Annotated in this window: 14 protein-coding genes; 3 read left to right on the forward strand and 11 right to left on the reverse strand. The window is 74.0% G+C overall.

Annotation, left to right across the window (positions count from 1 at the left end):
- Positions 1-485, reverse strand: a 485-nt coding sequence (locus tag E1266_RS18490; RefSeq protein WP_132048580.1) for a maleylpyruvate isomerase family mycothiol-dependent enzyme, incomplete at its 3' end; no start/stop codon positions are given.
- Between the two features lie 72 nt (positions 486-557).
- Between E1266_RS18490 and E1266_RS18495 the strand changes: the two genes are divergently transcribed.
- Positions 558-1,160: a TetR/AcrR family transcriptional regulator gene (locus tag E1266_RS18495; RefSeq protein ID WP_132048582.1), complete on the forward strand. Its 603-nt coding sequence runs from the start codon at positions 558-560 to the stop codon at positions 1,158-1,160.
- Between the two features lie 60 nt (positions 1,161-1,220).
- Here the strand turns inward: E1266_RS18495 and E1266_RS18500 are convergent, their stop codons facing one another.
- Together E1266_RS18500 and E1266_RS18505 are read right to left on the reverse strand one after the other, a co-directional pair.
- Complete coding sequence (locus E1266_RS18500) at positions 1,221-1,688, reverse strand: RidA family protein (protein WP_132048584.1); 468 nt, start codon at positions 1,686-1,688, stop codon at positions 1,221-1,223.
- Positions 1,685-2,383, reverse strand: coding sequence for an NAD(P)-binding domain-containing protein (locus E1266_RS18505; protein ID WP_207945751.1), 699 nt, complete (start codon positions 2,381-2,383; stop codon positions 1,685-1,687). Before E1266_RS18505 ends, E1266_RS18500 begins: the two co-directional genes overlap by 4 nt.
- 142 nt (positions 2,384-2,525) lie before the next feature.
- Between E1266_RS18505 and E1266_RS18510 the strand changes: the two genes are divergently transcribed.
- Positions 2,526-2,846, forward strand: a complete 321-nt coding sequence (locus tag E1266_RS18510; RefSeq protein WP_132048588.1) for a metalloregulator ArsR/SmtB family transcription factor — start codon at positions 2,526-2,528, stop codon at positions 2,844-2,846.
- 41 nt (positions 2,847-2,887) lie between these two features.
- On the opposite strand, the gene E1266_RS18515 is transcribed toward E1266_RS18510, so the two are convergent.
- The 3 genes from E1266_RS18515 to E1266_RS18525 are packed head-to-tail and all read right to left on the reverse strand — an operon-like array spanning position 2,888 to position 5,303.
- Complete coding sequence (locus tag E1266_RS18515) at positions 2,888-3,538, reverse strand: HAD hydrolase-like protein (protein WP_132048590.1); 651 nt, start codon at positions 3,536-3,538, stop codon at positions 2,888-2,890.
- Entirely contained in the window at positions 3,535-4,398 is an 864-nt protein-coding gene (locus E1266_RS18520) for a metallophosphoesterase (RefSeq protein ID WP_132048592.1), read from the reverse strand. Before E1266_RS18520 ends, E1266_RS18515 begins: the two co-directional genes overlap by 4 nt.
- Positions 4,398-5,303, reverse strand: a complete 906-nt coding sequence (locus tag E1266_RS18525) for a MurR/RpiR family transcriptional regulator (RefSeq protein ID WP_207945752.1) — start codon at positions 5,301-5,303, stop codon at positions 4,398-4,400. The genes E1266_RS18520 and E1266_RS18525 overlap by 1 nt, the downstream gene beginning before the upstream one ends.
- A 355-nt stretch (positions 5,304-5,658) precedes the next feature.
- Between E1266_RS18525 and E1266_RS18530 the strand changes: the two genes are divergently transcribed.
- Positions 5,659-6,279 carry an acyltransferase gene (locus tag E1266_RS18530; protein WP_132048594.1) on the forward strand — a complete coding sequence of 207 codons (621 nt, stop codon included), beginning with the start codon at positions 5,659-5,661 and terminating at the stop codon, positions 6,277-6,279.
- Positions 6,280-6,284: 5 nt separating this feature from the next.
- On the opposite strand, the gene E1266_RS18535 is transcribed toward E1266_RS18530, so the two are convergent.
- From E1266_RS18535 to E1266_RS18555, 5 genes are read right to left on the reverse strand one after another with little or no spacing between them, the layout of a single operon-like run.
- Positions 6,285-6,866 carry a hypothetical protein gene (locus E1266_RS18535; RefSeq protein ID WP_132048596.1) on the reverse strand — a complete coding sequence of 194 codons (582 nt, stop codon included), beginning with the start codon at positions 6,864-6,866 and terminating at the stop codon, positions 6,285-6,287.
- A gap of 14 nt (positions 6,867-6,880) precedes the next feature.
- A complete protein-coding gene (locus E1266_RS18540) occupies positions 6,881-8,263 on the reverse strand; it encodes a glycosyltransferase (protein WP_207945753.1) in 1,383 nt (460 codons plus the stop codon).
- The gene (locus tag E1266_RS18545) at positions 8,260-8,811 is read right to left on the reverse strand and encodes a hypothetical protein (RefSeq protein ID WP_132048600.1); all 552 of its coding nucleotides are present in this window, start codon (positions 8,809-8,811) and stop codon (positions 8,260-8,262) included. The genes E1266_RS18540 and E1266_RS18545 overlap by 4 nt, the downstream gene beginning before the upstream one ends.
- Complete coding sequence (locus tag E1266_RS18550) at positions 8,808-10,061, reverse strand: glycosyltransferase (RefSeq protein ID WP_207945754.1); 1,254 nt, start codon at positions 10,059-10,061, stop codon at positions 8,808-8,810. Before E1266_RS18550 ends, E1266_RS18545 begins: the two co-directional genes overlap by 4 nt.
- Positions 10,058-11,722 carry a glycosyltransferase family 4 protein gene (locus E1266_RS18555; protein ID WP_207945755.1) on the reverse strand — a complete coding sequence of 555 codons (1,665 nt, stop codon included), beginning with the start codon at positions 11,720-11,722 and terminating at the stop codon, positions 10,058-10,060. The genes E1266_RS18550 and E1266_RS18555 overlap by 4 nt, the downstream gene beginning before the upstream one ends.
- Between the last annotated feature and the right edge of the window lie 31 nt (positions 11,723-11,753).

Here is an 11,753-nt window from a genome sequence, read left to right on the forward strand (position 1 = left end):
TCCTCGGCCAGAGGGGCGGCGTAGACGCCGTCGGGGCCGTTGAGGGGGCTGCCTGGTGCCGTGTTGGCTCGGGCCAGAGGCAACGCGATCTCGGCCAGGCGGGGCGGGACCACAGGTGTGGTGTCGAGTGCACGCGCCAGGTCCCAGCGGTGGACCAGCATGTCGACGGCGTGGACGCCCAGCACCATTTCGGTCGGCACCTCCCCCAGCCACGGCAGGAGCACGGTCTCGCCGGCCTGTTCCAGGACGGCCAAGCAGCGCGCGGCGATGCGGGCGAAATCGTCCCTGGGATCGCCGTCCGCCTCGAAGGGCGGCAGGACCGTCCTGGCGATGGCCTCGTGGCGTTCGTTCATGTGGTGAAGCAGATCGGTGATCGTCCACCCGTCGCACGGCGTCGGGTTCGCCAGCGCGGCGTCGGGGATCAGGGCGACGTCGTGGCCGATCAGGGCCAGTGCCGTCGCGTCGAGCCGGAGCAGATCGCTCATAACCGGTTCCACCTTTGTTAAGCGAACGGTCGTACGTCAAAATAGCGTACACTCGTTCGCTATCATGGGGCCATGTCTCCTCGTCACTCGGCGGCCGAAGCGGCCAGGACACGCGAGCGGATCGTGCGGACCGCGGTGCGGGACGCCTCCCGGCTGGGCCTGGAGGGGCTGACCGTGGGGACTCTCGCGCGGCGGCTCGACATGAGCAAGGCAGGTCTCGTCGGTCCGTTCGGGTCGCGGGACGGGCTGCTGATGGCCGCGCTGGAGCAGGCGTGCCGGGTGTTCGACGCCGCGGTCACCGAACCCCTGAAGGACCTGCCGCCCGGGCCGGAGCGTCTGGAACGGCTGATCGACGGGTGGGTGGAGTACCTGGCCGACTGCCCGTTCCCCGGCGGCTGCTTCGTCACGGCCGCCTCGTCGGAACTGGACGGGCGCCCGGGGCCGCTGCGCGACCGGCTGCGCGAGATCGTCGCGTCCCAGCGCCGGGGGCTGACCGCGGCGGTCGCCGCCGCGCAGGCCGGGCTTCCGGGCCCGCACCGCCCGGCGGAGGAGGTCGCCACGACCCTGATCGGCCTGTCCATGGCGGCCAACCAGGAGATCCAGCTGCTCGACGACGCCGAGGCCCCTGCCCGCGCACGCGCCGCCATGCGGCACGCGGCCGGGCTGCCCGCATGATTCCGGTCTCCCAGCGCCGGGGCCGGGCCCTTTACGCAGACGCCCGGCCCCGGCGACGGATCAGGGGTTCGCGCCGCCCGATTCCAGGATGAGGTCGAGTTCCAGCGGCATCCCGCCGGGGAGCGCGACCGAGCCGAAGACGAGCCGGCTGTGGCGGGTGGGCGCGAAGGCGGTGTCGAAGACCTCCGAGGCTCCGTCGGCCACCGCCGCATGGTCACGGAAGCCGGTATCGCAGGCGGTGTGGACGGCGAGTCTCACCAAGCGCGCGACCGAGTCCAGGCCGGTTTCGGCGTCGATCACGGCGAGGGCGTTGAGGGCCGCCGTCCGTGCGGCTTCCCGGCCGCTCGCCGTGTCGAGTTCCGCTCCGAGGCGTCCGGTCATCAGCGGCGCCCCACCGCGCAGGGGCAGCATTCCGCTGAGGAACAGGAGGCCCGACGCCGCCACGGCGGGTACGTAGGCGCCGAGCGGGCGGGGCGGCTCGGGCAGGTGCAGTCCGGCGGCTTCCAGGCGTGCGGCCGGGGCGCTCATTCGGCCCCGCCGGGCCGGGCGATGAGGGCGCCGACGGTGTCGTCGGCCTGGCCGGGCCGCCACGTCTTCCCGAGCAGCGTGTAGTTCATGCGGGGGAAGTAGCCGAGCCGGGTTCCGAGCTCGCCGGAGAGCAGCGTCATGCGCTCGACGGTGCGGGCGTTGGCGAGCCGGCCGGCGTCGACGTAGCGGAACGGCGTCCCCGCACCGAGGCCGATGACCCGCCGCTTGGCGTCCTCGTCGTCGGAGACGACGTAGACGTCGCTGACGAGGCCGCCGAAGTCCGGCGCGTCGAAGACCTCCCACCACACGTTCTTGAAGGCGCCGACGACGCGGGTGTCCGGGAGGGCTTCGGCGATCCGCTCGGCGCCGCTGGTGTCCCAGGGGGTGATGAAGTCGCTGTAGTCGTCATTGAACGGGTTGGTGATGTCGATGAGGATCTTGCCGGCGAGTGTCGCGCGCAGCGGTTCGAGCAGCGTCAGCAGGCCGTCCCGCAGGAAGATGGCCGGCAGCACGACGGGTGCGTCGAGGGCCTGGTCGTAGTCGCCGGCGGCGAGACCCGGGAGGTCGAGGCCGGCGGCGATCCCGCGGGCGCGCGCGGTGTCCCGGGAGCCGAGGACCACCTCGTGCCCGGCACGGGCGTACATCGCCGCGAGCCGCACCCCCATCCGGCCCGTGCCGAGAATGCCGATCTTCACTGGGTGTTTCCCTTCCGTCATGTCCGCTTGCCGGACCCACAGTACATTGCTATATAGCTAAATTGCAATGTCCCTATGTGTCGGGGCGGTCCTGTGCCGCGGGCCCGCGGGCGCCGCCGTCACGGCGGCTACGCTGGTCGGCATGAGCGAGGTGGTGCAGGGGGTCGACATCGAGGTGCTGCGCGCCCTCTCGAACCGGGCGAGGCTGGACATCCTGCGCTGGCTCAAGGACCCCGCCGCGAACTTCGGCCACCAGGCGGTCGGCGACTTCGACGTCGAGGGGGTGTGCGTGTCGGTCATCCAGGAGCGCGCCGGCATGTCCCAGCCGACCATCTCGGCCCACCTGAAGGTCCTGCACCAGGCCGGCCTCGTCACCCGGCAGAAGGTCGGCGCCTGGCAGTACTACAAGCGCGACGAATCCGCGATCCGCGCCTTCACCGAGAACCTGGCCAGGGAACTTTGATACGGCGGCCCCCGCGTCACGGGCGATGGGGACGGCGGGCCTCACCGACCGGGTGACCGGGTCCAGGTGAGGAAGGCGGTGAGCGCCGCCAGGTTCCACACGACGATCTCCGCGCCGGCGTCGGCGAGGGCCTCCGCCGGCCGGTAGCCGCGCCCGAAACCCACCGGGTAGGCGCCGGCCGCGAGCGCCGCGCCCATGTCGTACTCGGAGTCGCCCACGTACATCACCGGGCCGGGAGCGCCGGACACGAGGCGGGACAGGGCGGACGCCTTGTCCTCCGCCGATGCGACGACGTCCGCCAGGAGGTGCTCGACGCCGAGCCGGCGGGCGTCCCGCAGTATCGGGTGGGACGCCGCCGCGCTCACGACGACGACGCGAACGCCGCTGTCCGCGGCGGCCCTGAGGATCTCGGACGCTCCCGTGCTCAGCGGCGCCGTCTCGGCGGCCATCTCCTCGTTCCACCGCTCCTCCACCGCGCTCGACCACCGTTCGGCGACTCCGAGGGTGATGAAGAACCGTCGCATCGGCAGGGTGAAGGCCGTCCGGAACTCCGGCTCGGTGAGGGGCGCGAGACCGTGTTCGCGGAGGACGCGGTTGGTGGCGCGGTGAGCCCGCCCGGCGTCGTCGACCAGGGTGCCGTTCCAGTCGAAGGCGAGCACACCGGGTCGCTCCGCGCCGTTCGCGGGCCTCATATGGGGCCGTCTCCGTCCAGGGAGTCGGAGAGCCAGCGGCCGTCACGGACCGCCCAGCGGTCATCGTTCAGGGAGAATCGGCCGGGGCCCGTTCCGGGAGGGGCGGTGACTCGTCTGGTACGCCGTTCGATCCGCGGGCCGGAGCCGTCGTCGTCCACCGTCACGATGCTCACGGCGTGCGGCCACTCGATCAGTGCGGGCATTCCCAGTTGCAGCACCCGGCCGTCCTGCGCCGCGTCCTGCCAATGCAGGTGCCCGTGCAGGACGATGGAGGGCGCGCGGCGGTTCCGGAGGGTTTCGGTGACCCGGGCCGCGCCATCGAGCCCTCCGGGGAACTTGAGGCCCTGGTCGAGGATGGCCGCACGGCGGTCGATGAGCGGGAAGTGACTCAGCACGACCAGCGGGGCGTCCAGGGGAAGGCCGTCCGGGACGGAGCGCGCCGCGTCGTCGACGCGATACCCGGTGCCGGTGGCCTTGACCGGAACGCCCGCGAACGTGAACCCGTGCACGGCGCGGGCGAAGGGCGGGACGGTGAGCAGCGGATCCCCCAGCGTTCGCGCGGCCCGCGCGAGAGCGTTCTCGTGCGGGACGACGTCATGGTTGCCCGCCACCGCCATCACCGGCCTGCCGAAGTCCGTGAGCCTCCGCAGGGCGCGCACCATGACGTCCGGCTCCGCGAAGTTGGTGACGTCCCCGAGAAGGACGATCGCGTCCACGGCCGAGTCGGCGACGACGCCCATCGCCTCGTCCCACAGCGTCCACGACTCCGGTAGCGGCAGCTCGTGGTTCCAGAAGCCGGGGGGTGTCGCCGGCGAGCACAGATGGCTGTCGGTGATGACGGCCAGGCGCACGGCGGCCATCAGAACCGGTGCTCCGCCAGGACGCCGCCGGTGACTTCACTGGCGGCCGACGCCGCCGCGGGGCGGCGCAGGACCAGCGACACGAACAGCGCGTCCAGCAGGGAGAGGTGGGCGATGCGGCTGGTCATGGCCTCGATCCGGAACGAGGTCTCCCGGCTGCCCGCCACCAGGACGGTGTCCGCGACGGAGGTCAGGGGCGAGCGGGCGAAACTGGTCAGCGCGATCGTCGCCGCCCGCACGCCGTGCGCCGCCTCCATCGCCGACACGGTCTCCCGGGTCGACCCCGTGTGGCTGACGGCCAGGCAGGCGTCGGACGGGCCGAGCAGCCGCGCGGCCACATGCTGCACGTGGGCGTCCGCGGGCGCGTCGGCGTGGAGTCCGATGGTCAGCAGGCGGTAGGCGAAGTCCTGGGCCAGCGGAGCCGACGTGCCGACGCCCACGAGCAGGATCCGCTCGGCCCGGTGGAGCGCGTCGACCGCCGTGTCCAGTTGCTCCGCGTCGATGGTGGAGCCGATGTCCCGGAGCGCCTCCGCGTCCGAAGTGATGATCTTGCCGAGGACGTCGATGGGCCGGTCGCCCGCCTCGACACGCGACTCGATGAGCGCGTTCCCGCCGCCGAGTTCCCGGGCGATGGCCAGTTTCAGCGCGTGGAACCCGCGCAGCCCGAGCCGCTGGCAGAACCGCACGACCGTGGACGCCGCGGTGCCCGCCTCCTCCGCGAGGTCGCTCACGGTCAGGTGGATCACCGCCTCGGGGTCGGCGAGCACCGCGTCCGCGACCCGGCGGTCCCCGCGGACATAGGCGGGCCGCGCCGCCCGGATCTGCGCGAGGATCCCGGCATGCTCGCCGGCCCCGTCCTGCGCGGCCCCGTCCATGGCGGGAGACGGCGGGGGTGTGGACTTCATGACGCCCTCCTGGAAGTGAGTTCCAGGGCGAGCATAGCCCTGGATGGAATTTCCATCTAGAGATAGCTGCCGACTAGCCCCGAAATGGAATTTTGTTCCAGAGTCGCTGGGAGGGCTGCGGTCCGTAAGCGGACTCGCCCGCCACCGTCCGGCCAGGTCAGGAAGCACGCCGGGCCTGGCGCGTCGGCGTGCGGCCGCCGGAGAAGGTAGGGCATGCTCGGTCCGGTGACGGCGCCGCCGGCGTCGCCGCCCGCCCGACCGCAGCACCCACCCACGTCGCCGCTCCGCGCGCCCCGGCCCGCCGCGTCCTGTGCCGTGCCGGGCCCGGGGGGCGGGTTTCCACGGAGGAGCGCCGATGAGCCACCGCATCCTGCCGAACGCCGAGGTCGACCCGTCCGCGGAACTCGGCGACGGGACGACCGTGTGGGGACTCGCCCAGGTCCGCGAGGGCGCGCGGCTCGGCGCCGGCTGCATCGTGGGGCGCGGTGCGTACGTGGGCGCGGGCGTGCGGATCGGCGACAACGTCAAGCTGCAGAACCACGCGCTCGTCTACGAGCCGGCCGTGCTGGAGGACGGCGTGTTCGTCGGGCCCGCGGTCGTGCTCACCAACGACCGCGCGCCCCGTTCGGTGACCCCGGACGGGACGCTGAAGCGGGCCGCCGACTGGGAGGCCGCCGGGGTGCACGTCGCCGAGGGCGCCTCGCTCGGCGCGCGCAGCGTGTGCGTCGCGCCGGTGCGCATCGGGCGCTGGGCGATGGTCGCGGCCGGCGCGGTCGTGACCCGCGACGTCCCCGACTTCGGGCTGGTCGCGGGCGTGCCCGCCCGGCGGATCGGCTGGGTCGGCCGCGCCGGGGCCCGGCTGGCCGAGCGGCCGGGCGAGCCGGGCACGTGGGAGTGCCCGGAGACCGGCGAGCGCTACATCGCGTCGTCCGCCGCCGACGGCTCCGGAGCGACGGTCATGGCCGCGAAGGGCTGAGCGGGTCAGGGTGCGGCGTCCAGGCTCCCGTCCTGCCGCGTCGTCACGACGAGGCCGGGGTTCCGGCGGGCCAGCCACCGGGCGAACGGGACCGACGTGCGGTCCATCACGACGACCCGGGCGAGCCCTGCCGGGTCGACGTCGCGCAGGACGTGCCGCCGCGCGATGCGGGCCAGCAGCAGCGGGCGGACGTGCCGGTAGAACGGCACGAAGAGCCGGCGGTGGACGCGGCGCGAGGCCGTGGTCCGCGCGCGGTCCAGCCGTGCGCCCCGCCGGCCGCGCCGCGCGACCGGCCGCACGACGAGCCGCGGCAGCCTGAAGACCAGCGTGTGCTCCAGCCAGAGCAGCGGATGCCCGGCCTCGGCCTGGTCGAGCCGGTGCAGGCGGACCCGTCCGTCCAGGCCGTCCCAGCCGTCCGATTCGGCGGTCAGCAGCTCGACCCGCGCCCCCTCGGCCGCCGCGAAGTGACCGGCCAGCCCGATGATCCGCCGGTACTGGCGGACGGGATTCACGCTCGGCCTGGGGTCCATGGTCAGCCCGGGGTCCATCGCCACGACCAGCACCCGCGGGGCCCGCGCACCGTCCATGCCGCCTCCCGGCATCAGCGACCTCCCGCGCGGCGTCCACGGGCGGCCAGTTCGGCCAGCCGCCGCACCAGCGGCTCCAGCGTGCGGTTCCGTTCGAAGCGGCCGGCGTAGGCGCGGGCCTCCGCCACCTGCCGCTCGCCCAGGCCGGCCGCCGCCTTCGCGGCCTCGACCATCGAGACGGCGATGTCCGCCGGATCGAGCCCTCCGGGGTTGAACCACAGCGGATAGCCCCGCAGCATTTCCTCGGCCGCCGACCCGGGCGAGTGGACCGACACGACGGGACGGCCCGCCGCCATGTACTCGAAGATCTTCCCGGACGTGACGTAGCGGCCACCGCCGTTCAGGAACACCAGGACGTCGGAGTCCCGGTAGACGTCGCCGAGGTCGGTCTTCGACACCGCCCCGCGATGGCGCACCCCGGGGGCGAGCACCCGCTCATCGCCGGCCGCTCCGGCGGCGGTTCCGGCGTTGAACCGCCGCCGGAGCACGGTCTCGGCGCCCTTGAAGAACCCGAAGTAGCCGTAGAGGTCGAGTTCGGCGCGCACCATGTCGGAGTGCTCGCGGGCGCGGGCGAACCCCTCGACCAGCTCCTCGATGGGCTGCTGGCCGGTGATCGTGCCGACGAAGGAGAACCGGGGCGCGTGCCCGCCCGTCTCCGCGCGGGCGGCCGGTGGGGGCTCGGCGGTCTCGGGGAGGGTGTCGGCGTCCCAGCCGTTCAGGACCGTCATCATGCGGCCGGCCGCCCGCGGGTAGCGGTCGGCGTGCCAGGACCGCTGGGCGTCGTTGACGAACAGGGAGTTCGCCGCCGACTCCAGCACCCGGCGCTCCCAGCGCCAGGCGGGATGCCCGTCCTCGAACCTCGGCTCCTCGCTGAACTGGTCGAGAGTCCACGAGTCCCGGTAGTCGAGGACGTAGGGGGTGCGGGTCAGCTTGCGGAACAGCCACGCGGCAGCGAACGAGGCGAACGGGTTCCCCGTGGCGAGGACGACGTCGAACCTGCGCCGCGCGTGCATCCGCACCGCCCGCCGGACGGCGGCGCGCGCCCACGACGCGTAGTGCTCGGGGAAGACGTGCTCCTGGCCCCACGTGTACAGCGACTGGGCGAGCTGCGGGAACGTCCCCCGGAACGCGCTGTACTCGCGCAGGTCCGTCTGCCATGCGAACCGGTTCAGCTCGGGCCGCACCAGGGTGATCCGCGGGTCGATGGTCTCCATCAGCTTGTCGTCGACCGAGCCGAGCGTCCCGTACAGGAACGGCAGCGGCGCCGCGAAGACCGTCACGTCCCAGCCCAGCTCGGCCAGCCGGTTGGCGGTCGCCCGGGGGCGGAACACCCCGCTGGCGCGGGACGGCGGGAAGTAGAAGGCGAGGTACAGCAGGCGCGGGCGGCGCTCGGTCATCGGAACCATCCCCGGGTGCGGCCGGCCGGCGGCCGCTCGGCGGCGGAGGCGATGGAGTAGGCCGGCCGCGCACCCGCGCCGGCGATCACGTCCGCCAGCTCGGCCACGGTGACCAGCGACTGCGGGTCCGCGACGACGACGAGGCCGACGGACCGGGTGCGCAGCTCGCGCTCGATCACCCGCCGGCGGACCGCGGCGCGGTCGCGCCGGTAGCGGCGGGCCAGCCGGTCGTCGACGCGGTTCGCGACGCGCCGCCGGTATCCGGCCTCGACGCGGTCGCCGATCCCGCGGAGCGGTCCGGGGAGGAGCACGTGCAGCAGCAGCCGCGGAATCCGGTACAGCAGGAGCCGTATCGCGGCGGGACGGTAGCGGCGTTCGAGCGCGGGCAGCTCGATGGCTTCGACGCCGTCCGGGAGCGGGTCCCTCGCCCACGCCGACGCGCTGCGGATGAGCACGGCCGCGTCGCCGCGCTCCGCGACGACCCGCGCGGATTCCCGGATCACCGCGGGCCGGCGGGAGGCGCCGAGGGCCACGAAGAGCACGTTCACGTGCCGTTCCCCCCGCCGTCGTCCGCGCCGTCGTCCGCGCCGACGGCGGCGGGCTCGGGGAACCAGTACCGGTGGTGGACGTCGGCGACCACGCGATACCCGAAGCGCCCGTCCAGGACCTCGCGGGCCTTCGCCAGGTCGAGGCCGTCCGGGAAGCGGTCGCGCAGCCGGCGGTAGCCCGCGGCGATCGACGCCGCGTCCGCCGCGACGTCGATCATCTCCCCCGCGGCGCTCTCGATGCCGGCCAGCGTCCGCTCGGGGCCGCCGCAGCGGGTGACGAGCACCGGCAGGCCGGCCGCGACCGCCTCGACGATCGTCACGCCGAAGGTCTCCCACCGGGCGGCGTGCACGAGGAGGTCGTGCTCCCGCATGAGCCGGGCGGCCTCGTCCGGGGCGACCGCGCCGAGGAACGACACCGCGCCGCCGACGCCGAGCCCGGCGGCCCGTTCCGCGAGCCGTCCGGCCAGCTCGCCCGACCCGGCGATGGACAGTGTCAGCCCGGGGTCCTCGGCGCGGCATTCGGCGAACGCCTCCAGCAGCAGGTCGACGCCCTTGCGCTCGACGAGCGTGCCGACGTACAGCCAGCGGCGCAGCCCGGTGACGGGCCGCGGCCGCGGCGACTCGAAGGAGACCGGGTTGGAGATCGTCTCGATCTTGTGGGCGAGCGCCGGGAAGGCTTCGGCGAGCCGGTCGCGCAGCACGTCCGTCACCGCGAAGAAGCCGGTGCAGCGGTGCAGGACCTCCTCGTACATGTCCCGCGAGTCGGGTTGCGCGAGGACCTGGTCGAGGTAGGAGGCGTGCTCGGTGACGAACACGCGGGCGTCCGGGCGGGCGTTCTCCAGCGCCGTCCATCCCCCGCGCAGCCCCACGTGCGCGTGCACGACCCGCGCCGGGACCGGCCCGCCGCCCAGCGCCTCACGCAGCCACGACGCGTGCTCCCGGGCCTGCTCCGCGAAGGTGCGGCCCGGGACGACCGGCACCGGGACGCGCACCAGCCGGGCGCCCGCGACCGCCGGCTCGGCGCGCAGCGCGACCGGCAGGAGCCGCCGGTGGGCCGCGCACGCCGCCGCGTACTCCGGACCGGGCCGCAGCCACCACGCCTCGGTGTGGTAGACGGTGACCGAGTCGCAGCCCGGCGCCGTCGCCTCGACCATCGCCTGGACGAACGCCCCGGCCCACTCCTGCACCGGGTTGGGATACCAGGGAGCGACGACCGCCACGTCCCGGCCGGCCGCGCGGGTCGGCGTCACCCGTCCTCCTGGGCGCCGATGAGGTCACCGCCGGTCGGCGGCGGAGCGGGCGTCACCGAAGGCGCCGTCCTCGCGGCGGGCAGCAGCCCGCTGTAGACGCCGTCCAGAACCTCGGCCTGCGCCTCCCACGACCACTCGTGCAGCAGTTCGGGCCGGTCGTCGTACACGGCGCGGTAGCGGTGCGGGTCGGCCCGTACCGCCTCGACCGCCCGCACATAGTCGTCGACGTCCTCGGCGTGGAAGACCTCGCCCTGCCCGGTGGCCTTCACCATGCCGCCCATCGCCTGCACGTCGCTGACGACGATCGGCAGCCGCGCGTGCGAGTACTCGAAGAACTTCGTGATCAGCGCGATCTCGTGGTTGGGCCAGTGGTGGATCGGGATGACGCCGATGTCGGCCGCCGCCAGGAAGGGGACGACCTGGTCGTACGGCACGTACGGCAGCATGTGGACCCGGTCGGCGACGTCGAGCTCCACAGCGCGGGCGCGCAGGCCGCGCAGGTACTCGGACCGGACAGAAGAGACGACCAGGGCGACGTGCAGTCCTGGCAGCCGCGGTAGCGCCTCGATCATGACGTCCAGGCCGCGCTGCGCGGAGGCCCTGCCGCTGTAGACGGCGATCTGCGCGTCGGGACCGGCCCCGCACAGTTCCCGCAGGTCCGGGACGGGTTCGGTGCGGTCGGCATCGCCCCCGGTGAGCGGGGCGTTGAGCACGATGGTCGGCCGGTGCCGCAGGCCGTGGCGCTCGACGAGCCGGTCGGCGAGGACGTCCGAGACGGTCAGCACCGCGTCGGCCGCGCCCGCGTACTCGCGCTCGTACGCGCACATGGCGGGCAGCCAGCGCGGCTGGACGCCGCCCCAGGGCTTCATGCCCGGCAGGAATTCGTGCACGTCCCACACGAGCTTCGTCCGAAGCCCCCTGGCGTGCGCCCGCCGCGCGGCGCGCGCCCCGACCCCGAGCATCCGGAAGTCGTTGGCGTGGATGATGTCGGGTTCGAGTTCGTCGATGACGCGCCGGTACGCGCTGTCCCAGTCCCACAGGTTGCGGTCGAGGACGCGCCAGGCGCGGTCGCCGAGGAGCGCCTGCCAGAACCTGATCGCGGACCGCTCCAGGGGCGAGCGCGGGTCGTTGCGGGCCGCCGTGAGCGACTCCGTCCGGTGCGCGCGCACCTCGACCCAGCGCGCCTGGAGCCTCGCCGAGACCCGCCGCGTCAGCAGCCACGCCTCGCGCACCGGACCGGTCCCGGGCTCGATCCGGCTCGCGGCGAGGTCGGCCCGCCGCGACTGGACGAGCCGGCGCCGGTAGTTCGCCACGCTCGGGTGCGCGTACGCGAGCGGACGGCGCAGCGTGGCGCGCACGACGCCGTGCCGGTTCCGGCGGAGCGTGTGCCGCAGCGGAAGGAGGCGCACCCGGGCACCGCCCAGCGTCCAGGAGCGGCCCCTCCTGCCCAGGACGCAGCCGAGGAGGTGCACCTCCCAGCCCGCGGCGGCGGCGGACGCCGCCGCCTTCTGCACCCGGGAGTCGTGCACGACGTCGTTGTCGACGAGCATGACGACGCGGCCCCGCGACGCGGCGGGCACCGTCTCCCCCTCGGTCTTCCCGTCCTCGGTCGGCCTGTGTTCACTCGCTCTGTCTTCGCTCGGCCTGTCTTCGGTCAGCATGCGCCCCTCCAGCCGGGGTCGGCCGGGACCA

Source organism: Actinomadura sp. 7K534, from assembly GCF_004348575.1.
GTDB classification, from domain to species: domain Bacteria; phylum Actinomycetota; class Actinomycetes; order Streptosporangiales; family Streptosporangiaceae; genus Spirillospora; species Spirillospora livida.